The organism is Tistrella mobilis KA081020-065 (assembly GCF_000264455.2).
GTDB classification, from domain to species: domain Bacteria; phylum Pseudomonadota; class Alphaproteobacteria; order Tistrellales; family Tistrellaceae; genus Tistrella; species Tistrella mobilis.
The window spans coordinates 3,239,609-3,263,065 of the sequence record NC_017956.1 but is presented as its reverse complement, the minus strand read 5'-3'; the positions used below and the strand labels follow the sequence as shown (position 1 = coordinate 3,263,065).

Here is a 23,457-nt window from a genome sequence, read left to right as displayed (position 1 = left end):
AGGCGAAACCTCCTGACAGGTTTCTGTCATCTTCCATGGCAGGATGCCGGTTCCAGCACCACCGAACCGCGCCCGGATGCCATGACCGATACTGCCGTCCAACCTGACCTCAAAGAGCCTGCCCTCAAAGAAATCTTCGACCGCGCCCGGATCGAGACGATCGCCGGTCATCTGGCCGATCTCTCGCCCGCCTTCGATCGCGCGTGCTTTCTTGAGGCGGCGCTGCGTGACCTCGACGATCTGGCCCTGATGGCCCGGCTTGGTCAGGTCAGCGGGGCGATGCATGCGGCGCTCGACCTGCCGGTCGAGCGGGCGCTCGATGTGCTGCGCGACCTGGCGCCGCGCATGGGATCGGGCTTCGCGACCCTGATCCTGCCCGACTGGGTGGCCCGGTTTGCGTCCGACGACACGGATCGGGCGCTGGATGCACTCGCCTTCTTCACCCGGTTCGGCTCGTCGGAGTTCGGCATCCGCCCCTTCATCCGCCGCGACCCGGCCCATGTGCTGGGGGTGATGACCGACTGGACCGCCGATGCATCCGAACATGTCCGCCGCCTGGCGAGCGAGGGGGGCAGGCCGCGCCTGCCCTGGTCCTTCCGGCTGGAGGCGGTGGTCGCCGATCCGGCGCTGACCTGGCCGATCCTCGACCGGCTGAAGACCGATCCCGCGATCTATGTCCGCCGCTCGGTCGCCAACCACCTGAACGACGTCTCGAAGGACCATCCCGACTGGCTGCTGGATCGGCTTGCCGGCTGGGACCGGGATCATCCGCATATCGCCTGGATCATCCGCCACGGTCTGCGCAGCCGGATCAAGGCCGGCGATACGCGGGCGCTGGCGCTGATCGGTGCCGACCGGCCCGCAGAGCTGCGGGTGGAGGCGGCGGCGATCACCCCGGCCAGGATCCGTCCGGGCGATCGCATCACCCTTGCCGTCGATCTGGTCTCCACCGCGGCAACGCCCCAACGACTGGTGATCGACTATGCCATCGGCTATGTCCGCCCGACCGGCATTTCCCGCAAGGTCTTCAAGCTTCGTACCGTCGATCTCGGGCCCGGCGAGCGGCTGCAACTCTCCCGCTCCCAGGTGATCCGCGACTTTTCCACCCGCCGCCATCATCCCGGCCATCATACGGTGGAACTGCTGGTCAATGGGGTGGTGCTGGCGGTGACCGGCTTCGACCTTGGAAGCTAGCGGCTCAGCCGCTCGATCAGTGCCATGGCGGCTGCCGGATTGGCGGGTTTGAAGCCCGAGATGACATAGAGGAAGACGTCACGTGGCGTGGGCGTCGCAGGCGGTTGCCCCACCATCGTCAGGCCCTCGGGCGTGGTCCCGGCGGCGATGGCACGAGCGCGGGTGGCCCAGAGGTCAAGCGCCTCCGGCGTATAGCCGGTCTCCGCGTCCTCGTGCGTGCCCATGATCCGAAGATAGGCGAAGTCGGCGGTGGGGTCGGCGATCTGCGGATGCTCCGAATCGCCCGCGATCACGATCGCCACACCGCGGGTCCGGGCCAGGGTGATCAGCTCCGGAACCGCGAAGCTCTGATGGCGAAGCTCCACTGCATGGCGGAGGCGCAGGCCGTTGCGCTCCGGCGGCAGCAGGTCGAGGAAGGCTTCGAAATCCTCGGGCAGGAAGGCCTTGGTGGGCATGAACTGCCAGTTGATCGGGCCCAGTTTGGGGCCGAGCACCACCGCGCCTTCAAGAAAACGTTCCACGGACGCCCCGGCCTCCGCCAGCACCCGACGATTCGTGGTGAAACGCGGCCCCTTGAGGGCAAAGACGAAATCCTCGGGCGTCTCGTCACGCCAGCGGGCGAAGGTCTCGGGCTTTTGCGTGCCGTAATAGGTGCCGTTGACCTCGATCGAACTGAGCCGACCGGCGGCATATTCCAGCTCGCGCTTATGGGGCAGCCCGTCGGGATAGAAGCGGCCGCGCCAGGGCTCGAAGGTCCAGCCGCCGATGCCGATACGGATGGTGCCGGTCATGGGATCCACCAGGTTGAAGGAGGGAAGGCCCGGGTGCGGTGTCCATCATCGCCCGCATGTGTCCTCTGCGCAAAGTGCATAAAGATAGCTCACCTACCTAATGATAATCTGACTCCCATGCTCATCATCGGGGTTCGTCATGATGTCTCTCGCCGTTCACGGCTGGCCGGCGCGGCTCGGGCTCGATCGGGCCGGGCTCTTCCAGGCGGTGCGCCTTGCCGCCGCCGCCCTGATCGCCTTCTCGATCGCCGCCCTGCTGCATGTTCAGAACGCCTATTGGGCGGCGATGCCGGTCTGGGTGGTCGCCCAGTCCGCGCGCGGCCTGCTGATCGAGCGCGGCATCTTTCGCATCCTCGGCACCCTGATCGGGGCGGGCTTTGGGCTGGCGGCGGTCACGTTTGCGGGGGATCCCCTGCTGACGCTGGTCGTTCTCGGGTTCTGGATGGCCGCCGGCGCCGGTGCCACGCGGCTGATCCGCGGCACGGCGTCCTATGCGCCACTGATGGCCGGCATGACCGCGGCCGTGGTGGTGCTGCCATCGCTCTTTGCGCCGGATCAGTCGATCGCACTCGCCATGGCGCGGGTGGAATGCACGCTGATCGGTGTGGTGGTGGTGACTCTGGTGACCGGCCTCTTCACGCCGCCCGCGCGCCATGCGGATTTCCTCGACGGTCTCGACCGTCTGGTCGGAGGTGTGCGCGATTTTGCCGGCCTGTGCCGTGCCCGGGCGCCCGAGGCGGAAGTGGCCGCGGCTGAACATCGCCTGCTTACACAGATGACCCGGCTCGATGCCCTGACGGCGCCAGTGACCGCCGGATCGGTCGACGGTTATCGCCGGCGCCGCCATGTCGATGCGCTGCTCTTCGCCTGCTTCGACATGATGGCGGCAGCAGAAACCCGACGCCTTGGTCTGGATGACGGCGCGCGACCCGATGCAGCAGAGATCCGGCTTGAAGTGGCCCGTCGGCGACTGGCCGGCCAGGGGACGCCGCCGGAAGCGACCCGGCTGACGTCCGACCGCCCCACACTCGGCGCCGATCGCGACTGGCGGGGCGGCCTGGCGCATGGGAGCGGTCGCAGGCGGCGCCAGTTTTCTTGCCGGTGCCGCAGGTCTTGCCACCGGTTGGCCGGCGGCAGAGCTTGCGGCGCTCGGGGTCTGCATCTTTTCGATGGTGCTGGGATCGATGCCGCTGCCGCAAAAGGTGGCGCCGCTGATGTTCCTGGGGGTGGTCAGCGGCGTCGCGCTCGCGACCGGCTATCGCTTGCTGGTTCAGCCATATCTGGACGGCACGGCCATGCTGATCCTGACCATGGCGCCGATCTTCCTGATCGGCGGGCTCGGGCGCGCCTCGACCCGCACCGCCCTGCCGGCGCTGGATGCCAATATGTGCTTCCTGCTCGCCTCTCAGGCCGGCATGCCGGCGGCCGGGGCGTCCGAGATTCTGGCGGGCTCCGCCGCCCTGATCCTGGGGGCGGCGCTGGTGGCGGGGACCTGCATCGCCCTGCCGCGCCGGCCCGAGGGTCAGGCGGCGCGGGTTGCGGCCGTGCTGCGCGACGATCTGCGCCGGCTGATCGCCGGCCCTGCGACCGAAGCGGCGGCTGCCCGCCATGCGGCGCGGAGCACCCGCGGCATTCTGCGGCTGATGCTGCATCTGGGCCGGGCCGGCGGCATGGCGGCCTTGCCCGGGCGGCCGCTCGCCGTCCTGGTGCTGGCCCGTGCGGTGGCGATGCTGGCCGCCCACCCCGAAGGCCGGCCGGGGCTTGCGGCGCTGGCGGGCTTCGCCCAGGATCCGGCAGGCACCGCGCGTGCGTTGGAGGCCCTGTCCGCAGCAGCTGCGGATCCCGATCTCGGCCGGTCGCTTCTGCTGGCGGCCGCGGCGCTGAAGGCGGGCGGCAGGATCCTGGGGCCGGTCGGGAAGGGAGTGGCATGACGGACGACGCCCGAACCACTGACGACGCCACCACCACCGACGACGCCCCCCTCGGCCGGCCGGGCCGCATGGAGCGCTTCGGCATGCACCTGGTCCTGATTGCCCGGCTCTATCGCCGGCTGCTGGATCAGGCGTTGCACGGTCACGGCCTGTCCGAGGCCAGGGCTTTGCCGCTCCGCTATCTGGCGCGGCTGGGCGACGGCACCCGTCAGGGCCGGCTGGCCGAGGTGATGAACCTGGAGGGCCCGACCCTGGTCCGGGTGATCGACCAGCTGGTCGCCGACGGCCATGTCGAGCGGGTGGAGGACAGCGACGACCGACGGGCCCGGCTCGTCCGCCTGACGCCGGCCGGGCGGGAGCTGGCGGAACGGCTCGGCCGTGACCTGACCACGCTGCGCGAGGGTATCTTCCGGGGCGTTGCCGATGCCGATCTGGCCGTCACGCTCAAGGTCATGGCGCAGGTGGAGGCCAATCTTCGGGATGCGGCACCGGGTCGCATGCGTGCCCCGTAGGTTTCCCAGTCAGGCGGCGTAAAAAGGAGCGATGACGTCGCCTGATGGAGTACCCGTCCCATGTCCGCGCCCAAGCGGTTGCTGATTGCCTTCCTTGTCGTCCTGCCCGGCCTCTGGCTCGCCACCGGGCAGATCTTCCAGGCGCCCGCAGAGATTTTCGCCATCCGCCCGGCGATGATGCAGGGCACCGGCATCCTGGCGATCGGTGCGATGAGCCTGGCCCTGGTGCTGGCGATGCGGCCGGTGCGCCTTGAAGGCCTGCTCGGCGGGCTCGACAAGGGCTATCGGCTGCACAAATGGCTGGGCATCACGGCGCTGGTCGCGGCCGTCATCCATTGGCTGTGGGCCCAGGCGCCGAAATGGGCGGTGGGCTGGGGGCTGCTCGACCGGCCGGCGCGCAACCGGGTGCCAGTCGAGCCGGGCACGTTGGAGGCGACCCTGCGCAGCTGGCGCGGCTTCGCGGAAAGCGTCGGCGAATGGGCCTTCTATGCGGCGGCGGCACTTATCCTGCTGGCGCTGATCCGGCGCTTCCCCTATCGCCGGGTCTTTCAGGTCCACCGGCTGCTGGCCCTGGCCTATCTGGTGCTGGTCTTCCATGCCGCGGTGCTGTTCACCTTCGATCAGTGGGTCCAGCCGGTCGGCATCGTGGTGGCCCTGCTGCTGGCGGCCGGCACCGTCTCGGCCCTCCTGGCCCTGTTCGGCCGGATCGGGATCCGCCGGCGCGTGGCCGGCCGGGTCTCCCGCCTGGCGCATGATCCGGCCACCCATGTGCTGGAGGTCGATCTGGCGCTCTCGGGCAGCTGGCCGGGGCATCGGGCGGGGCAGTTCGCCTTCGTCACCTTCGATGCCGCCGAAGGCCCGCACCCCTTCACCATTTCCTCCGCCTGGCAGGGCGACGGGCGGCTGCGCTTCCATGTCAAGGCGTTGGGGGATCACACCCGGGCCCTGCCGGCCCGGGTGAAACAGGGTGATCCGGTGACCGTCGAAGGGCCCTATGGCCGCTTCGACTTCATCGATCACCAGCCGGCCCAGCTCTGGGTGGCCGGCGGTATCGGCATCACGCCCTTCCTTGCACGGCTGGAGGCGCTGGCGGCAGCACCCGAGCGGCGGCCGGTCGATCTGGTCTATTGCGCGGCGGCGCCGGCGCCGGATGTCGTCGCCCGGCTCCAGGCGCTGGCGACGGCGGCCGGTGTGCGGCTGCATATCCTGGCCAGCGGTCGCGACGGCCGGCTCGATGCCGGCCGTCTGGCGGGGCTGGTGCCGGGCTGGCGCGAGGCTTCGATCTGGTTCTGCGGTCCGGCCGGGTTCGGCCGCAGCCTCCGTCGCGGGCTCGAACGTCTTGGCCTCGCCCGCGGCCGCTTCCATCAGGAAGCTTTCGAGATGCGCTGATCCTGTCGGGGTGTGTCCGGCGCCAGATGCCGGGCGAGCATGGTGACCAGTTCGTCATGCAGCGCCCGGGGCAGGCGGTCATGCCCGTCGGCGAGGGCGCCGTGGACGACGGCCTCGATGCTCCGCTCCACCAGCACGGCAAGAATGGCGGGATCCCGGCCGGGGGCCAGGGGCAGGGTGGCGATCCAGCGGGCGACATGGCTGGTGATCGTGGCCGAGACGTCCCTGATCCGGGCCATGTCGCCGATCCGCGGCACCTGTTCGTTCAGCACCCGGTGCAGGGCCGGGTGCAGCCGGTGGGCATCGGTCGCGGCCGCGACGATCATCGCCACCGCCTCGGCCGGCGGTCTGCCGGCAAGCCGCGGCGCCAGATCGTCGAACACCCGGGTCAGGGCCGCGGCGTGGCGGTCGATCAGCGCCGCGACCACCGCTTCCTTGGACGGGAAATACTGATAGAGCGAGCCGATGCCCACGCCTGCCGCCTCGGCGATGCGAGTGGTGGTGGCACGGTCGAAGCCGTCGCGGATCAGAATGTGAGCGGCGCCGTCCAGGATCGTCTCGACGGTGGCGCGCGATCGGGCCTGAACCGGCCGTTTCCGCGGGCTTGTGGCAAGGGGGACAGGCGGCATCGGCGGGGCTCCGGATGCGAATTCAGAAACCGAAGGAATCTTCGTATTCTGAAGGCGACCGATCAAGCCCCCCGATGAACGAGGTGTTCCGATGAAGCCGGCCGTGTTCTCGATTGCCCAGGAACTCGCGACACTGGTGCCGGGCGGCGATTTCCGTCTGCTCGATCATCATCTGGCCGACGGGCCGGTGATGACCGGGGTGATCCGGATCGATGCAGGCAGCGTGAAAGGCTTCTGGGAACGCCATGACGGCGGCGACGAAATCCTGGTGATCCTGGCCGGCCGCGCCACTTTTACCATCAGCACGGGCACCATCGGCACGGGTGGGGAAGACATGCAGCTGGAGGTCGGGCCCGGCGACGTCCTCTGTGTGCCCAGGGCCATGACCCACGGCGCGGTCCTGCACACGCCCGCCCTCGACATCCTGTTCTTCACCCCCCGCGACGGCAGCAGCGCCTGGACCGATGATCCGTCGGTCACGCCCCGTCATTGAGGCCGGCGGCCGCGGCCGCAAGCCAGCTGCGCACGGCCGGATCCTCGGCAAGGCCGATCGCCCGGGCATAGGCGGCGCGCGCCGATGCGGCATCGCCCGACGCCGCCAGCAGATGGGCCCGAAGCGCCCAGGCGGGCTGATAGGTCTCAAGCCCGGCGACGGCGTCGAGGGCATGAAGGCCGTGCATCGGGCCCGCCGTTCCGGCGAGCGCGGCGGCATGGCCAACGGCGGCCCCCGCGGATGGGGCGATCGCCATCAGGGCCTTATAGAGGGCCAGGCGGATGTCGGGGCCGGGTTGCGGCCGGCCGGCCGGGTCGGCGCGTGCGTTATGGGCGGACTGGATCGCCGCTTCCAGCTGATAGCGGCCGGGGCGCCCCAGGGCTGCGGCCGCGGTCAGCTGGGCTTCGGCCTCGGCGATCAGATCGGCCCGCCAGAGCGTGGTGTCCTGAAGATCGATCGGGACATAGCGCCCGGCGGTGTCGCGCCTTGCCGGGCGGCGTGCCTCGCAATGGGCCATCAGGGCCAGAAGACCGCGCGCCTCGGCCGCGGACGGCATCAGCTCCACCAGCAGCCGGCCCAGCCACAGGGCCTCGCCGGTCAGGTCGGCGCCGCGGGTATCGCCGCCGGCCACCATCTCCCAGCCGGTGCCGAAGGCGGCGTAGACGGCATCCAGCACATGGTTCAACCGTTCCGGCAGATCCTGCGGCTCGGGCAACTGAAAGCCGATGCCGGCGCTGCGGATCCGCGCCTTGGCCCTGACCAGCCGCTGCCCCATGGTGGCGGGCGCTACCAGAAAGGCCGATCCGATCCGGGCTGCATCCAGCCCCAGCACCGCCTGCAGCATCAACGGCGCGCGCATCTCGGGGGCGATCGCGGGATGGGCGCAGACGAACAGCAGGGCCAGGCGGTCGTCGGGCAGGGGGCGCGCCGCCATCGCCGCATCCTCCGCCTCCCCCGCCAGCAGGGTCAGGGCCGGTTCGGCCGCCCGACGCACGGCCCCATGGCGCAGGGCATGGGTGATCCGGCGGCGGGCGACCGTGGTGAGCCAGGCCTCCGGCGCGTGCGGCACACCCTGCCGGGGCCAGAGGTCGAGCGCGATCCGAAAGGCATCGGCCACGGCATCCTCTGCCGCGGCGAGGTCGCGGAACCGTGCGGCCAGGAAGGCGACGAGGCGGGCACGGGAATGCCGTGCCGCCGCCTCGACCGCCCTGTGTGCCGCGTCGGGGCCGGTCACGCCGCGCCCCCGGGTTCCTGCACCGGCGGCATCACCGGCCGCAGCTCCACCGCGCCCTCGGCCGCCGCGGGGCAGCGGGCGGCCCAGTCGAGGGCCGTGTCCAGATCCGGCACCTCAATCACGAAATAGCCGGCGAGCCGCTCCTTGGTATCGGCAAAGGGGCCGTCCTGCACCTCGCGGCGCCCGTCCGTGATCCGCAGCGTCGTCGCCGTCTCGGGCGGCAGCAGCCCGTGGCCTTCCAGCATGATGCCCGAGGCGCGGATTGCCTCGACATAGGCGCCCCAGCCGCCCCAATAGGCCCCGGCCCGGGCCGGATCCTTCTGCTTCGCATGGGCTTCGGCGGTTTCGTAGATCACCATCATGTACTGCATCGTTCGCATCCCTCATCTGCGGACGGCACGCCGTGCCCGCACCCCGCGGGCCGCTCTTCCCCGTCCGGAATGATGAGCCCCGGGCCATGGCGATTTCGACAGCGACGCCGTGCGGCCCGAGATTTTTTTTGAGGCGGGGATGTCCGGTGCCGACCCCACCCGCGGGCCGACGACTTGACACCCGATACAACCACAGATCAGAATCACCCCCCATGAAGGTCCGCCTCTCGCTCCTGACGGGGGAGGGCGGTGTAAAAGGGAACATGGGCACGGGCGCTGCGTCCGGGAGCCATGGCTGCCCCCGCAACTGTAAGCGGAGAGTTCGTCGCCCGCCCGGGACCTGAGGTTCCGGGCCGTCAGGCCACTGGGCAACCGGGAAGGCCGGCGACGGATGGTGACCCGCAAGCCAGGAAACCTGCCTTCGCATCTGACAGGGCCACTCTCCGAACGGGGTGTTCGGATGGGGGCGGGGTCCCCGGAACCTGCCGGGATTTCTCCGAAGGCCTTGCCGCACGTGGCCAACGCCTTCGGAGGATCGGCCCTTGCATATTATGGAAGGTTATCTGCCGGCGACCCATGCCGCCCTCTGGGCGGCGGTCTCGGCACCCTTCGTCATTCACGGTGCCCGCCGCATCACCTGGCTGGTCCGCGAAACGCCGGAAGTGAAGCTGCTGCTGGCGGCATCCGGCGCCTATGTCTTCGTGCTCTCGGCGCTGAAACTGCCCTCGGTGACCGGCAGCTGTTCCCATCCGACCGGAACGGGGCTGGCCGCCACCCTGTTCGGCCCCACGGTGACCACCGTGCTCGGCACCATCGTGCTGCTGTTTCAGGCCCTGCTGCTCGCCCATGGCGGGCTCACCACCCTTGGCGCCAACGTATTCTCCATGGCGATCGCCGGGCCCTTCGTTGCCTGGGGGTTGTTCCACGGCCTGACGCGCATGGGGGCCGGGGCCGCGCTCGCGATCTTCTTTGCGGCGACGCTCGGCGATCTTGCGACCTATGTGGTGACCTCGCTGCAACTGGCGCTCGCCTTCCCCGATCCGGCCGGCGGCATCGCCGGGGCGGCGTCGAAGTTCCTGGGCATTTTCGCCCTCACCCAGGTGCCGCTGGCGATCAGCGAGGGGCTGCTGACCGTGGTGGTGTTCAACATGCTCGGCCGCTACAGCCGCTCGGAACTGAAGGCGCTGGATCTGTTCCGCGGGCGGGTGGCGTCATGATGAAGCGCAATCTGGTTCTGCTCGCCCTGGTCGTGATGCTGGCGATCGCGCCGCTGCTGATCCATCCGCCCGGCACGGTGGAATTCGCCGGGGCCGACGGTCAGGCGGAACTGGTGATCGGCGAGATCGCGCCGGACTACGTGCCCTGGTTCCAGCCGCTGTGGGAGCCGCCGAGCGGCGAGATCGAAAGCCTGCTCTTCGCCCTTCAGGCAGCGATCGGCGCCGGTCTGCTCGGCTATTATTTCGGCCTGCGCCGTGGCCGCCGCGAGGCGGATCCGGCCGGGGACGAGGCGGCGCCGGCACGTGCCGACGGACCCCGCGCCTGATGCGGGCCATCGATCGTGCCGCGCAGACCAACCGCTGGCGCAGACGACCGGCTGCCGAAAAGGCCCTGATCTTCATCGGGCTGATGCTGGTCTCGCTCATCGCGGCCGGCTGGATCGGCCAGATCGTGATCCTGATGCTGGTCCTCTGCCTGGTGCTGGGGGCGGCACGGGTGGCGCCGCGGGATCTGCGCGCCGCGGCCGTGGTGCCGGCCGGTTTCATCCTGGCCGGTACTGCGGTGCAGATGATCACGCTGCATTGGGCGGGCGGGCCAGAAGTGGTGGGGCCGGTTGTGGGCATCGCCGGGCCCGAGATGCTGTCTGCCGCCGCCTTCACCGGCCTCAGAAGCATCACCTGCGTCGTCTGTCTGATCGGGCTTGCGCTGACCACGCCGCTCACCTCGCTGCTGCAGATGGTTCAGCGTCGCGGGCTGCCCCCGACATCTCGGATCTGGCGATGATGATGTTCCGCATCGTCTGGCTGGTGCTGGACTGTCTGGAGACCGGGCAGCGTGCCCAGGCGGCCCGGCTGGGGCATGCCGGCTGGGGCCGGCAGATCCGTTCGGGCGGGCGGCTGCTTGCCGGGCTTCTGCCCCGGGTGCTGGATCGGGCGCAGCGGATGAATGCCGGGCTCGCGGTGCGCGGCTATGACGGCCGGCTGCGCTTTGCCGGCACCGAGGCGGTTGCGGCCCCGGCGCGGCTTGCCCTGCTTGCCGGTGGTCTGGTGCTTGCTGCGGCCGGCGCGGTCTGGATCGGCTGATGCTCGAAGCCCGCGGTCTGGTCCATCATTATCCGGGCGGCGTCACGGCGCTCGACCATGTTGATCTGGCGATCCCGGCCGGCGGCCGGCTGGCCATTCTGGGCGCCAATGGCGCCGGCAAATCGACCCTGCTGCTGGCGCTGGCCGGGGCGATCCGCACCGATCAGGGGCAGGTCGTGCTGGACGGCACCCCGGTCACCCACGACCGCAAGGGGCTGACCCGGCTGCGGCACCGCGTCGGTCTGGTGTTTCAGGACCCGGATGATCAGCTCTTTGCGGCGACCGTCGCCGAGGATGTGAGCTTCGGCCCGCTCAATCTGGGGCTGACGGCAGCCGAGGCCAGGGAGCGCACGGCCGAGGCGCTGGCGATGATGGGCGTCGCCCACCTCGCCGACCGGGCCACCCATATGCTCAGCTTCGGCCAGCGTAAGCGGGTCGCGATCGCGGGGCTGCTCGCCATGCGTCCCGGCATTCTGCTGCTCGACGAGCCGACGGCGGGCCTGGATCCGGCGGGGGTGGACGAACTGATGCAGCGCCTGGATGCGGTGGCGGACACCGGCACCGCCGTGGTCATCGCCACCCATGACATGGATCTGGCCAATGGCTGGGCCGACCGTGTCGCCGTTTTCGGCCGTGGCCGGATCGTCCTGGACGGGGCGCCCGACACGGTTTTCGAAGACGAGGTGCTGCTGTCGGGGCTGGGGCTGCGCCTGCCGATGCTGCACCGTCTGGCCTCTGCCCTGGCATCCCGCGGACTTTTGCCGGCCGGGCCCCTGCCGCGGCGGCTGGAGGATCTGGTGGCGGCACTACCGCCATTGCGATAACCGGGGCGCCATTGCGATAACCGGGGCCGGGTGCCCACCCGGCCTTCGTCAGCCCCCGCCTTCCTCAGCCCGAAGCCTTCAGCCGGCGGTGAAGCGTGGCGCGGTGAATGCCCAGCACACGGGCGGCTGCGCTGATATTGCCCCCGGTCCCCGCCAGGGCGCGGAAGACCGCCTCATCGGTCAGGGCGCGGAGGGAGGCGGGGCCCGGCGAGGCCGAAACCGCCGGCGTGACCAAAGAGGCCTGAGACGGCTGTGCCGGGGCCTCGGCCCCGGCCATGGGGTTGGTGGGGTTAGCGGGGTTGGGTTTTGCCTCTGCCCTGATGTCTTCCGGCAGGTCTTCCGCCTCGATCACCGCTCCGTCATCCGCCAGCGCGACCAGGGTGCGCAGCAGGTTGGCCAGCTCGCGCAGATTGCCGGGCCAGCCGTGACCGATCAGCCGGCGGCGGGCCTCGTCCGACAGGCGGATGGCGCGTGTGGCGGCCCCGGTGGCGGCGAAGACGGCGTCGACGATGCCGTCCAGCGGCCGGCGGTCGCGCAGCGGCGTCAGCGTCACCGACAGATGGTTCAGGCGGTAATAGAGGTCGCTGCGGAAGCGCCCTTCGGCCACGGCCGTCTTCAGGTCCTGATGGGTGGCGGCGACCAGCCGGAAATCGACCTTGACCGGCTTGCCGGCACCCAGCGGCAGGACCTCGCCATCCTGAAGCACCCTCAGCAGCCGCGCCTGCAGGCCAAGCGGCATGTCGCCGATTTCGTCCAGAAACAGGATACCGCCCTCGGCCTGGCGGATGCGGCCGGTGGAGCCACGCCGCCGGGCGCCGGTGAAGGCGCCATCCTCGTAGCCGAACAGCTCGCTTTCCAGCAGGCCTTCCGGAATGGCGGCGCAGTTCACGGCGACCAGGGGCCGGTCGGCCAGGCTGGACCGGCGGTGCAGCGCGCGCACGAAGACCTCTTTGCCGGTACCGGTTTCCCCCTGTAGCAGCACCGGGATATCGGCATCTGCGGCCCGCACGGCGCGGGCGAGCAGGGCATCGGTGCCGCTGTCCCACACCATGCCGCCGCGAACGGTCACGGCCTGGGCCTCGGCGACGGGGCCAGGCGTCGGGCGGCGGCGCGGTGCCGCGGGGGCGGGGCGCGAGACGCGCAGATGCATCGGCACACCGCCGGCACGGGTGTGCAGAAGCCGGGCCTCGCCGGTCATCGCCCCGTCGAACAGGGCTTCCCAGTCGGTCTCGCCGATCGTCGAGGCATCGACGCCGAGCAGGCCGAGGGCGATGCGGTTGGCCGCGGTCAGCCGCCCGTCTCGGAAGGCCAGCAGCCCCTCATGCGGGGTGCCGAGCCAGGAGGGGTGGGAATGCAGCCGCACCAGCAGATCGGCACCGTCGGCCTCTGCGGCCTGCATCGCCCAGCGATGCTCCAGATTGACGACCGCCAGGCGGATCAGGGTCCGGGCATGGGTTTGCGGGCGGCGGGCATCGGCCGACAGATCGAACAGTCCGGCGATCCGCCCGGACGGATCGAAGACCGGCATCGCGGTGCAGACCAGGAAGCGGTTCTCGTCCAGATAATGCTCCGCCCCGTCGACCTCCACCAGGCCGCCTTCGGCCAGCGCCGTGCCGACCGCATTGGTGCCTTCATGTTCTTCCGACCAGCAGGCGCCCGGCTGCAGGAACACCCGGCGGGCCCGGCCGGCGAAGCCGTCATCGCCGCGGGCATCCAGGATCAGGCCGCGGGAATCGGTCAGGATCGCCACGCCGCGCGCATCCGCCATGGCATGGGCGAGCAGGTCGAGTTCGGGGGTGGCAAGGCGCAGCAGGTCGTGATTGCGCTCCCGCTGGCGGCGCAGCGCCGCCAGGCCGAGCGGATCCTGTCGCGCCGGCCGGTTCATCGCCAGCCCGCGAGAGGCGCAGCGTTGCCAGGACCGGCCGATCACCTCGGGCACGGATCCGTCAGGCAGGTGGCCGGCATCGCGGAACTGGCCGCGGACGCCGGTGATCGTCTGCATCTGCAGCCCGGACTGCTGGGACATCCGGTCGTTCTCCCCGCGGCGCCCCTTGATGTTCATCGACCGTCGGTTATGGCTGTGGCCGCCGTCACCCCGGTCCCGGTTGCGGCGGCGGGCGCCTGCCTTGCCGCAACACTATCCCTCCAGAATGCCCCGGCGGTGACAGTTATGCAAGGGATGCAAGGGTTTGCGCATCAGGATGGCGGCCCGGGGACGGCGTGACATTGCGGCCTTTTGCGACATCTGTCGCACAACTGTCGCGTCTTGCGACAGGCGGTCGACAACGGCCGCTGTCGCCGGGGCCGTCCACCCGGCGCTGTCTCGCGGTTTCCGGGGGGAAACCTCAACTGGCACGGCCTTTGCCAATAGATCCGTCGGAATGGTGTCGGGCGTCCCTACCCGCCATTTCCCCCACCGCGTCAGCATATCCCTCGCGGATGCGGTGCTTAACTTGCGGGGGCGGTGTTCCCGTGCGCCGCCCCCGTCATCGTCTCCGGACGGCCGGATCCTGATACGCCCCGGGGCAGCGGGCGTGCGGTTCCGCCCGGAACGCGCTATGCTGATCGTGTTGCGCCACCTGCGCGATCATCTCTCTTTCCAGACCATCCACAACGAGACCCCCCGCCGGCTGCGTCCGCATGAAGGGGGGCGGACAAACCGTCCGGACGTCTCACCGATGGAGGAAACGCGAAGATGTCTCTGCCGAACACGATGAAGGCGGCCGTGGTGCGCGCTTTCGGCCAGCCGCTGGTCATAGACGAGGTTCCCGTGCCGCGCCCGGATCCCGGGCAGGTCCTGATCAAGGTCGTGGCCTCGGGTGTCTGCCATACCGATCTTCATGCGGCCGAGGGCGACTGGCCGGTGAAGCCGGAACCGCCCTTCATCCCCGGCCATGAAGGCGTGGGTTATGTCGCCGCCGTGGGCGCCGGGGTGCGGTCGGTGAAAGAGGGCGACCGGGTGGGCGTGCCCTGGCTGCACACCGCCTGCGGCCATTGCGAGCACTGCATTACCGGCTGGGAAACTCTCTGCGGCGATCAGCAGAACACCGGCTATTCCGTCGACGGCGGTTTTGCCGACTATGTGCTTGCCGACCCGGCCTATGTCGGCCACCTGCCCCAGGCGCTGGGCTTCGAGGCGGCGGCCCCGATCCTTTGTGCCGGCGTCACCGTCTACAAGGGCATCAAGGAGACCGAGGCCCGGCCCGGCCAGTGGCTGGTGGTCTCGGGCGTCGGCGGCCTCGGTCATCTGGCCGTGCAATACGGCAAGGCGATGGGGCTGCATGTGGCGGCGGTCGATATCGGGGATGAAAAGCTGGCCCTCGCCCGCCGGTTGGGCGCCGATGTGGCGCTGGATGCCCGCGACCCCGAGGTCGTGCAGAAGATGATCACCGAGACCGAGGGCGGCGCCCATGGCGTGCTGGTCACCGCGGTTTCCGAGAAGGCCTTCGCCCAGGCCGCCGACATGCTCCGCCGCCGCGGCATCATGGCGCTTTGCGGCCTGCCGCCCGGCACCTTCCCGATCTCGATCTTCAACATGGTGTTGAACCGTCGCACCATCCGCGGATCGATCGTCGGCACCCGGGCCGATCTTGCCGAATGCCTCACCTTCGCCGGCGAGGGCAAGGTGGCGGCGACCTATTCGACCGCGCGGCTGGAAGACGTCAACGACGTCTTCGATCGCATGCGGGCCGGCAAAATCGAAGGCCGGGTCGTGCTGAAGATCTGACGGGCGATCAGCCCTCAAAACCGGTGCCCGAAAGGGCACCGGTTTTGAGGAAGGCTGGCAGGAAGTCGAGAAGGTCCGGTGCCAGATGGACAATCCTGCGACGTTCGATCATGTCATATCCCATCACCTCGACACCCATGCCCCGCATCGCATCAAGTACCCGTTGCTCGTGCGAGCCATGGAAGGCAGATGGGACAGACAATCGGGCGAGGATCAGTGTGTCTGATGTCGCAAGCTGTGTGTCCGACTGCCCAAAAGCACCGCCGACCAGAGGAATGCGGTCGAGGACAGTCTGACCGCTATTGGTGTGTTGTTTCGTGGTGTTGGCAATCGTGCCGAGAACCACTGGCCGGCCATAGGGGAAATAGCCGGTGATTTGATAGGTGTTCTTCGACACGTTCAGGACCTGTGCCAGGGCTGATGGTTCGAAGGTTGCGATCGAGCTGAACTCGAACTGCAATTGCAGACTGGCATATCTGGGTGTCGCCCGATCCGGTTCTATATGGAGCGTCAGCCCTGTCTCGGCCGTGTACTCCTCGGCATCGCCGGTCGAGTTGTAGAGGATCGTCAGATTGGCCCCTTCATGGATCTCCGAGGTATTTCCGATGGACGTTACCACCGAGGGTGCCGCGTCGACATAGACCTTGCTGTTGCTGGCCTGGGGGGTGATGCGGACCGCATACTGAATCTCGGGGATTGAGAGCGTGACTTCGTTCAGGATGCTCATTTGCCAGTCCTGACCGGAGTTTTTCTCCCAGCTCTGGGTTCGTTCTGCGCCGAGCTGAACCGTGAGTTCGTTGAAGAAGTCGGTGCCTCGGGCCATCGTTTCGGACGACGTCCGGCGGACGAAGTAAAGATTGGCGACGATGTTCAGGTCGCGGCACACGTCGTCATCAGATGTATCGTTGCAGATGAGATCATCGTCCAGGCCTTCAATCCTGGCCTGATAGGGGATCCTGGTTATGGCGGCCTCTGACGGAGGGTTTTCTGCCAGATAGACCTCTCGCACGAAGCGGCTCGCCGGGTCGTCACTCTGGATTTTCGCGGATTGCATCGCATCGAAGAGGGTGCGTGCGACAGCCTCGTCACCGTTGCGCAGGGCTGCAATGGTCGCGAGTGCCCAGTACAGGCTACGATCCTCGATCAATGCGGCATTTAGAAAGGCGACCTCAGCCTCTCCCTGATTGCCGAGCATGCTCTCGGCGAGGCCGAGCCCGACATAGGAAGGGGCATGGTCACGGGCAAAACGTGCGGCACTGGCGAAAGCGGCACGCGTGAAGACTGCCCGGTTGTTGAGCGGGGTGTCCTGGTCGAGCAGATCCAGCCCGTAGCTGAAGTGCTTGCGCCAGTCATGCCCGAGTTCATGGATCGGAGCCATGGGTTCGGCGAAGTGTGGTGTGCCGCCGAAGCAGGCCGACAGGATGATACAGGCGCTGGCGGCTGCGGCCGCCCGGATGCGCCGGCCCGGAATGGCCCGGCGTTCGGGCGGCCTGAAAAAACCGTGTGGGCGCCGGGGGGACGTCGGGGCCGCAGGAGACGGCACCAGGTTCATTTGCAGGACTTCTGCCAGGCTTCGGCCTTCTCCGACACCGCATCATAGGCGTCAAAGAGCGAGGCGACGCGATGCACGACCTTTGACTGGAGGTCCTGCATCTTCTTTTCCTTCATGTCGGAGAGATCGGCGAGATAACCAAAGGGCGCCGGGATGGTCTGGGTACCGAAACCGACCTCTTTCGTGTCGCCTTTGTATTTGAATTTGGCCTTCGCCCCGACCTTGAGTTTATCGGCACTCGCCGCTTCGACCTTGACGCAGAGCGTCGCCTCCACGTGGCTGGTCATGTGGAAATAGGGGGCGCAGGTGTAGTCATCCTTCCGCGTATCCGAAATAATATACTGATACAGGTTGAGTGTAGTCCAGTTATCATCACTCCACTTGAAATAGCTATTATACGACAAGTCGATTCCCTGGATCTGTCCAAGGAGGACGGGTTGGTCTTTTCCATCCACCTTCATTGTCTTGTCGGGGTAGATTGGAAACATCCGCAGGTCGACCTTCAGCTGGATAGTCCGGCTGTGGCCGGCAAATTTCTTCTTGTCCTTGGCATGGAGAAAAAACAGCGGATATCCGTTTTCACGGATATCGTTCAGCTTCTGCCGCTTGTCCTGAAGGTCGGCCAGGATGTGGATGACCTTGCAGGCTTCGTATTTTGCGGTCTTGTAGGCGGAGACGGTTCCTGCATCCGCCTGGGCGAGATAGGTGGCGAGCGCAGTCTGTTCAGTCGACTGGCTGCAGCGCAGGCTCAGGATGTCCAGTTTCGTCTTGTCACCATCGGCCGCCACCTGGGCGAGGGCTTCGGCATTGCTCATGGTGTTGGTCACGACTGGTGGCATCTTTGTCTGGATCTGGCCTTCCTGGAAGACCGCCGTGTAGCCCGCCAGCTTGTAGCCCTGACCGACAAGTTGAGATGCCTCATTGGCCTTTTTGTTGAGGTCATCGAACGCTGTGAAGAAGCTCTTTGCGTAGTCCTTAGAGGTCGCCGAGGCATAGTCGTTCTGGACGTCTCCCGGTGCAGCATCGGCCTTCTTTTTCAGGTCGGTGATTCTCGCGCCGACATCGCCCGCCAGGCCGAGACAGTCCTGGGCAGCGGCAGTTGAAACATTGAGGATGACGGCAAGGGCCGCAATGCTGCATGCCCAGTTATGCATCTGCTTTTTCATTATCTTTCTGTCTCATCCGAGGGACGCGCGATACCTCCTAGAGGGGCACACGATCGCCGGTAGCGGAATACCATCAACATGGTACCCGGAGCGAATCTCCGGCCCGGATCCCGGACGATGGTCATGAATGCTGGCAGTCGTCGAACCGGACCTTTGCAGTGGCAGGTCACTGCGGCCTGGTCTCCGGCCCGGAATTTCTCATGGGCCCGGAATTTCTCACGAGCTGGGACCGCCATGAACCCGGGCTCTCATGGAAATGTGGCTGGGGCACGGCGGCATCCAGCATCCGTGCCCCCTGAATGTGGTGAGGATCACGAGCAGGATTTCTGCCAGCTCTGGGCTTTCTCGATCACGTCACCATAGGCTCCGAACAGGGATGCAATGCGATCGACGACCTTCGCCTGCAGATCCTGCATTTTCTTCTCCTTCATGTCCGACAGATCCGACAGATATCCGAACGGCGCCGGGACAGTGACCGTACCGAGGCTGACGGCATGCGTGTCACCGCTGTACTTGAATTTCGCCCGGACTTTGATCTTCAAGCTGTCGGTGCTGATGTTGTAAACCTGGGAACAGATGTCGGCTTTCACGCTGCTGGTGATCTTGATGCTGCCCCAGCAGACCTCCTTTTCATCATTCTGGTCGTCGACCAGTTTCTGGAGGACGTTGAGCTTGGTCCAGTTATTGTCGCTCCACTTAAAGTACGAATTGTAGGACAGGCGAATTTTCTCCAACTTACCCAGAAGAATGTCCTGATCCTCATGCTCCGGGTATACGGGGTAGAGCCGGAGGTCAACTTTGAGCTGGATTGTCCGGCTGTGGCCGTCATAGCTCTTCTTCTCCTTTTCATGGAGATAGAAGAGTGGATATCCGTTCTCGCGGATGTCATTCAGCTTCTGTCGTTTGTCCTGGAGATCGGCCAGAATGTGAACGACCTTGCAGATGTTGTATTTGGCAGCCTCGTAGGACGAGACGGTGCCGGCATCAGCCTGGGCAAGATAGGCTGAGAGCGCAGTCTGTTCGGTGGACTGGCTGCAGCGCAGGCTCAGGATGTCGAGTTTGGTGTTGTCGTCATCCGCCGCGGCCTGAGCGAGGGCTTCAGCATTGCTCATCGTATTGGTCACAACCGGTGGTATCTTGGTCTGCTGCTGCCCTTCCTTGAATGGTGAAGTGTAACCGGCAAGATTATATCCTTGGTTGATGAGCTGCGAGGCCTGTATTGCCTTCTTGTTGAGATCCTCAAATCTGGAGAAGAGCTTGTTCGCATAGTCCTTCGACGTTGCCGACGCATAGTCGCTCTCGACGTCGTCAGGCGCCGTATCTGCCTTCTTCTTCAGATCCGCGATCCGCGTACCAACGTCGCTTGCCAGGCTGGCACAGTCCTGGGCGAAGGCTGCTGAACCGTTGAGGATCAGGACGATGCTCGACACGCTGCAGGCCCATTTGCGTATTTTCATCATCATTGTCTCCCATGTTTCATGTGAGGGGCGATCAAGTACCCTCGTAGAGAGACACGTGAAACATCTGAGCAAAATACCATCAATATGGTATAAGCTTGCAGAAAATCTCTCAAAATAAATACGTATTTACGCGAATTAACAGTCGTTAAGCCGAGTTGGCAAACATAATTGCAGCGCATTGCCATTTGTGTTCTTGACCAGGGAGATGCTGCCGCCAACCTGTCTGGCGCGCCGTCGCATGTTCTCAAGGCCGAAGCCTTTGCCGATGGGCGCGGTCGATGTGCCGTCATCTGTGACGACGATCTTTCCGCCGGCACCTGCGGGGTCGGGGGTGCCCCTGATCTCGATCAACCGTGCGGGGCCGTGCTTCAGGGCATTCGTCACGGCTTCCTGCAGGATCCGGAGGATCGACAGGGCGTTGCCTGGTGTGACGCCCTGGATTTCGGGTAGCGCTTCCATCGACCAGACCAGCCGGACATCCAGCCGCCGAAGCCGCGGGGTCAGTCGTTCTCGGAAGCCGGCCAGCGCCAGCGGCAGATCGGTATCGCCGAGGTCGAGCGAGTGGATGACCAGCCTGAGATCGTCGAGGGCCTCGCGCGCGGTCCGCTCGATGTCGTCGCGCCGCTGTCCGGTCTCGGAGAGGGCGATGATCGACACCAGATGGCCGCTCAGCCCGTCATGCAGATCCTGCATCAGCCGGCGGCGTTCCTGTTCGCGGACCGCCTGGCCGACCAGATGTTTCTCCGTCTCGTGCAGGATCGACAGCTCGGCTTCGCGCTCCGCCAGCCGGGCGCGCAGATCGTCATTGGCCCGGTCGAGCCGGTTGAGACTGGTGGCGAGCCGCGACATCAGCAGGATGAGGAAGGCGAGATAGGTCAGCAGCCGCACGAAGGTCGACAGCAGGAACGCGCCCGGGATCAGGCCGAAGGCCACGGCAACGTCGTGAATGCCGAACCAGGCGGTCAACAGCGCGGACACGCCGAGCAGCCCCCCTGTCCACAACCGCTGTGTGACGAAAGCATGCAGAAGCACCAGGCCGGCCACGGCATGGCCGGCAATGCCGATGCCCGCCCCCAGAAGCTGCGTGGGAGCGATCGGCGCATCGGCGAGGATCCGGACCGTCAGCAGCAGGGCGGGGACGAGGATGATGGCCGGTACCAGCCAGCGCGGTCTGGGGCGTCCGGTGATCGCCAGGGCAAGGCCGATCATCATCAGCCCGAAAGCCGGCAGCATCAGCACGATATGAGACGTCGCGAACGGGATGAGACGCGGGAAGGGCCAGAGCTCGATCCCGGCCATCGCCAGACTGCTGACGCTGAGCACCATCAGCCAGCGAAACACCGGATCGGAGGGTCGCCCGGCCCAGATCGCGAACAGCCCTGCCGCGATGAACAGATGCAGCGCCAGCGAAATGCTGCGCAGCTCGGTATTGATGAGCGGCCTGAGCCACGGAGGATCGATCATCCCCTCGGCATCACCGATATAGATCCGGGAGAGATGGGCCGGGATCAGCCCGTCTGTGCGGGTCAGCGTCAGTACCAGATGATTGGTGCCGGTGACCAGAAGATCGGGCGGGATCTGCCGCAGCTCGAAATAGCCGCGCGACAGATCGGCCCATGATGCCGCCCGCTGGCGATACAGAACCCGGCCGTTCAACTGCACCGCCAGCTTCTGCCGGATCGACGGGATGAACAGGCTCTGTGGCCGGTCGGGAACCGCATCGATGACGACATCGATCAGATAAACCGCTTGCGTCCGCTCGGGCAGATCGCGTTGCCAGCTGTGCGGCAGCCGGACCGGATGAGCCGGGCCGCCGTTCAGCGACAGCTGTGCCCGATCCAGCACCAGCGCGGCCTTGGGGGAAGGCAGGCCGACCAGAAAGGGAAGCCCGGCAAGAGCGATCATGACCGCCAGCAGCACAGCGACCGCAACGCCGTGCCGGTGATCTGCCGGGCCCGCCGCGGTCACAGGCGGATCAGCCCCAGGCGGGTCGCCTCATAGACGGCCTCCGAGCGGTTGGACGCCTGAAGCTTGCGATAGATGTTCCGGACATGCACGGGCACGGTCTGGTGCGAGATGCCCAGCCGCTCGGCCAGTTCGGCATAGGTGAAGCCCTTGGCGATCCCCCAGAGGATATCCATCTCCCGCGGCGTCAGGGTCGGGGCCGGAACCGTCGCTGCCTCCTGCGCGCCGGGGCGCGCAGTATCCGACAGGCGGCGCACCAGAACCCGGGCGATGCTGGACGAGATGGGGGATCTGCCGAGCATCACATCCAGCACGGCCTCGCAGAGATCGTGCGACTCCATGTCCTTGAGCAGATAGCCGGTCGCCCCGGCCTCGATCGCCGCCAGCACGGTGGTCTCGTCGGCCAGTGCCGAGATGACCATCGCCTGGGCGTCGCGCTGCCGGCGGGACAGCAGGCGGATCGCCTCGATGCCGTTGCCGTCGGGCAGTTTGAGGTCGGTGATCAGCAGGTTGATCGGCTCGGCCTCGATCACGGCGCAGGTCTCGGCCAGCGTGGCGCAGGCCCCGACCAGTTCCGCCATCGGCCAGCCCCGGATGATCTGGGCCAGCCGGTCGCGAACCGGGGCATCGTCTTCGGTCAGCACGATGCGTATGCGGCGCGTCTCGCGTTCTTCCGTCATTCACTCCCCGATCACAGCGATGCGCCGATCAAATGGCACCGCCAGTCTATGCCGGGGGGGCGGCGCTGGCTCTACCTGAAACATGGTAAACGCCGGGGCTGGGCCCGAACCGGCAGGCAGACCCGTCACCGCCGGACCGTCACGATTGTGGCCTTCCGCACCCGGGTCCGCGCGAAAGCGTCGCGGGGCATGGTTGCAGGCTTGCGCTCAAGGTGCACTTGCGACTTATTTGCGGTTCGAGATGCCGGCCCGCCTGCCGGCACCTGCCTTCGCCGCGAGACCCATGTCCGACGACGACCTCACCCGGATCGATCTCAACCTTCTGGTCGTGTTCTCGGCGCTGATCGAGACCGGCAGCGTGACCCGTGCCGCCGAACGGCTGCGATCCAGCCAGCCGGCGGTCAGCCGCTCGCTCGCGCGGCTGCGCGAGCTGTTCGGCGACCCGCTGCTGATCAAATCCGGCAAGGAGATGGTGCCCACGCCCCGGGCGCTGGCGCTGAAGGGGCCGGTCGCGGCGGCACTTGGCGACATCCGGCGGCTGTTCAAGCCGGCCGGCTTCGACCCCGCCACCGATCGGCGACGCTTCCGGGTGTCGTCGACCGATTACGGCGTGCTGTCGGTGCTGGCACCCGTGATGGGCGAGCTTGCCGCCACCCCCAATATCGAGATCGCCGTCGATCCGTTGAGCGACGACGATCATCAGAAGCTGGCCGCCGGCGCGCTCGACATGGTGATCATCGGCCGCACGCCCGAGCGGCCCGAGCTGTATCGCCGCCGGCTGTTCACCGAACGCCGTGCCTGTCTGGTGCGCGAGCATCACCCGATCACCCGCGACCCCGATGTCATGGCCGGCCGGCCGCCCACCATCGATGCCTGCCTTGCCTGGCCGCATGTGGTGATCACGGTGCTGGGCGATCTGACCGGCAGCCATGTCGCCCGCCAGCTGCGCCGCCTGGACAAGCGGCGCCAGGTGGCGGTGCAGATGCCGTATTTCTCGGTGGCGCCGCTGCTGGTCGAGCAGTCGGATGCGCTGCTGATCCTGCCGGAGCGCGCTGCGAAGCGCTTCGCCGAAGCCCGCGGGCTGGTGATGTTCGAGGCGCCCGACGTGTTCGGCACCTTCGACTACTGGCTGGTCTGGCATGAACGCGCCCGCAGGGATCCGGCGCTCCATTGGCTCATTGAGCGCATAACGGCGGCCGTCGGTGATCCGGCATGCGCATAACCGATATCCGAACCGCG

The 23,457-nt window shown here is 67.2% G+C and carries 20 protein-coding genes, 2 pseudogenes and 1 riboswitch; of the genes and pseudogenes, 12 read left to right on the top strand and 10 right to left on the bottom strand.

The window, feature by feature from the left end; all coding sequences use genetic code 11:
• Window positions 1–81 precede the first annotated feature (81 nt).
• Window positions 82–1,194, top strand: a complete 1,113-nt coding sequence (locus TMO_RS14850; RefSeq protein WP_014746462.1) for a hypothetical protein — start codon at window positions 82–84, stop codon at window positions 1,192–1,194.
• Here the strand turns inward: TMO_RS14850 and TMO_RS14845 are convergent.
• Window positions 1,191–1,985, bottom strand: a complete 795-nt coding sequence (locus tag TMO_RS14845) for a DUF72 domain-containing protein (protein WP_014746461.1) — start codon at window positions 1,983–1,985, stop codon at window positions 1,191–1,193. The two genes, TMO_RS14850 and TMO_RS14845, sit on opposite strands and share 4 nt — an antisense overlap.
• 139 nt (window positions 1,986–2,124) lie before the next feature.
• Between TMO_RS14845 and TMO_RS32925 the strand changes: the two are divergent.
• The 4 genes and pseudogenes from TMO_RS32925 to TMO_RS14825 all read left to right on the top strand — a co-directional run.
• Window positions 2,125–2,901, top strand: a pseudogene (locus TMO_RS32925) (FUSC family protein); the annotation flags it as partial.
• Between the two features lie 148 nt (window positions 2,902–3,049).
• On the top strand, window positions 3,050–3,916 hold the full coding sequence (locus TMO_RS14835; RefSeq protein ID WP_014746460.1) for an FUSC family protein: 867 nt from the start codon (window positions 3,050–3,052) through the stop codon (window positions 3,914–3,916).
• Window positions 3,913–4,428, top strand: coding sequence for a MarR family winged helix-turn-helix transcriptional regulator (locus tag TMO_RS14830; RefSeq protein WP_014746459.1), 516 nt, complete (start codon window positions 3,913–3,915; stop codon window positions 4,426–4,428). Before TMO_RS14835 ends, TMO_RS14830 begins: the two co-directional genes overlap by 4 nt.
• Before the next feature lie 60 nt (window positions 4,429–4,488).
• Entirely contained in the window at window positions 4,489–5,817 is a 1,329-nt protein-coding gene (locus TMO_RS14825; RefSeq protein WP_014746458.1) for a ferric reductase-like transmembrane domain-containing protein, read from the top strand.
• Here TMO_RS14825 and TMO_RS14820 read toward each other — a convergent pair.
• Window positions 5,793–6,446, bottom strand: a complete 654-nt coding sequence (locus tag TMO_RS14820) for a TetR/AcrR family transcriptional regulator (protein ID WP_014746457.1) — start codon at window positions 6,444–6,446, stop codon at window positions 5,793–5,795. The genes TMO_RS14825 and TMO_RS14820 overlap by 25 nt on opposite strands.
• 91 nt (window positions 6,447–6,537) lie before the next feature.
• On the opposite strand from TMO_RS14820, the gene TMO_RS14815 reads away from it, so the two are divergent.
• Window positions 6,538–6,939 (top strand): cupin domain-containing protein, encoded by a 402-nt coding sequence (locus tag TMO_RS14815; protein ID WP_014746456.1) that lies wholly within the window; start codon window positions 6,538–6,540, stop codon window positions 6,937–6,939.
• Here TMO_RS14815 and TMO_RS14810 read toward each other — a convergent pair.
• Both TMO_RS14810 and TMO_RS14805 read right to left on the bottom strand, forming a co-directional pair.
• Window positions 6,923–8,173 (bottom strand): RNA polymerase sigma factor, encoded by a 1,251-nt coding sequence (locus TMO_RS14810; protein ID WP_014746455.1) that lies wholly within the window; start codon window positions 8,171–8,173, stop codon window positions 6,923–6,925. The genes TMO_RS14815 and TMO_RS14810 overlap by 17 nt on opposite strands.
• Window positions 8,170–8,544 carry a YciI family protein gene (locus tag TMO_RS14805; protein ID WP_014746454.1) on the bottom strand — a complete coding sequence of 125 codons (375 nt, stop codon included), beginning with the start codon at window positions 8,542–8,544 and terminating at the stop codon, window positions 8,170–8,172. Before TMO_RS14805 ends, TMO_RS14810 begins: the two co-directional genes overlap by 4 nt.
• Window positions 8,545–8,743: 199 nt before the next feature.
• Window positions 8,744–8,982: riboswitch (cobalamin riboswitch) on the top strand.
• A 104-nt stretch (window positions 8,983–9,086) separates the two neighbouring features.
• On the opposite strand from TMO_RS14805, the gene TMO_RS14800 reads away from it, so the two are divergent.
• The 4 genes and pseudogenes from TMO_RS14800 (at window position 9,087) to TMO_RS14780 (ending at window position 11,668) form a co-directional block, all read left to right on the top strand.
• Window positions 9,087–9,761 (top strand): energy-coupling factor ABC transporter permease, encoded by a 675-nt coding sequence (locus tag TMO_RS14800; protein WP_014746453.1) that lies wholly within the window; start codon window positions 9,087–9,089, stop codon window positions 9,759–9,761.
• Entirely contained in the window at window positions 9,758–10,087 is a 330-nt protein-coding gene (locus TMO_RS14795) for an energy-coupling factor ABC transporter substrate-binding protein (RefSeq protein ID WP_014746452.1), read from the top strand. The genes TMO_RS14800 and TMO_RS14795 overlap by 4 nt, the downstream gene beginning before the upstream one ends.
• Window positions 10,087–10,844: pseudogene (gene cbiQ / locus TMO_RS32250) on the top strand (cobalt ECF transporter T component CbiQ). Before TMO_RS14795 ends, cbiQ begins: the two are co-directional and overlap by 1 nt.
• Complete coding sequence (locus TMO_RS14780) at window positions 10,844–11,668, top strand: energy-coupling factor ABC transporter ATP-binding protein (protein ID WP_014746449.1); 825 nt, start codon at window positions 10,844–10,846, stop codon at window positions 11,666–11,668. The pseudogene cbiQ and the gene TMO_RS14780 overlap by 1 nt, the downstream one beginning before the upstream one ends.
• 64 nt (window positions 11,669–11,732) lie before the next feature.
• On the opposite strand, the gene TMO_RS14775 is transcribed toward TMO_RS14780, so the two are convergent.
• Entirely contained in the window at window positions 11,733–13,694 is a 1,962-nt protein-coding gene (locus TMO_RS14775; RefSeq protein WP_014746448.1) for a sigma-54-dependent Fis family transcriptional regulator, read from the bottom strand.
• A 669-nt stretch (window positions 13,695–14,363) separates the two neighbouring features.
• Between TMO_RS14775 and adhP the strand changes: the two genes are divergently transcribed.
• Complete coding sequence (gene adhP, locus TMO_RS14770) at window positions 14,364–15,395, top strand: alcohol dehydrogenase AdhP (protein WP_014746446.1); 1,032 nt, start codon at window positions 14,364–14,366, stop codon at window positions 15,393–15,395.
• A gap of 7 nt (window positions 15,396–15,402) precedes the next feature.
• Here the strand turns inward: adhP and TMO_RS14765 are convergent, their stop codons facing one another.
• The 5 genes from TMO_RS14765 to TMO_RS14745 all read right to left on the bottom strand — a co-directional run bounded on the left by TMO_RS14765 (window position 15,403) and on the right by TMO_RS14745 (window position 22,218).
• Window positions 15,403–16,947, bottom strand: a complete 1,545-nt coding sequence (locus tag TMO_RS14765; protein ID WP_014746445.1) for a hypothetical protein — start codon at window positions 16,945–16,947, stop codon at window positions 15,403–15,405.
• Window positions 16,944–18,113, bottom strand: a complete 1,170-nt coding sequence (locus TMO_RS14760) for a hypothetical protein (RefSeq protein WP_014746444.1) — start codon at window positions 18,111–18,113, stop codon at window positions 16,944–16,946. The genes TMO_RS14765 and TMO_RS14760 overlap by 4 nt, the downstream gene beginning before the upstream one ends.
• Before the next feature lie 311 nt (window positions 18,114–18,424).
• Window positions 18,425–19,573: a hypothetical protein gene (locus tag TMO_RS14755; protein WP_014746443.1), complete on the bottom strand. Its 1,149-nt coding sequence runs from the start codon at window positions 19,571–19,573 to the stop codon at window positions 18,425–18,427.
• A 135-nt stretch (window positions 19,574–19,708) separates the two neighbouring features.
• Entirely contained in the window at window positions 19,709–21,541 is a 1,833-nt protein-coding gene (locus tag TMO_RS29525) for an ATP-binding protein (protein ID WP_014746442.1), read from the bottom strand.
• A complete protein-coding gene (locus TMO_RS14745; protein ID WP_041605005.1) occupies window positions 21,538–22,218 on the bottom strand; it encodes a response regulator in 681 nt (226 codons plus the stop codon). Before TMO_RS14745 ends, TMO_RS29525 begins: the two co-directional genes overlap by 4 nt.
• Before the next feature lie 283 nt (window positions 22,219–22,501).
• Between TMO_RS14745 and TMO_RS14740 the strand changes: the two genes are divergently transcribed.
• Window positions 22,502–23,440, top strand: coding sequence for a LysR family transcriptional regulator (locus TMO_RS14740; protein WP_041605004.1), 939 nt, complete (start codon window positions 22,502–22,504; stop codon window positions 23,438–23,440).
• Window positions 23,441–23,457: the final 17 nt, after the last annotated feature.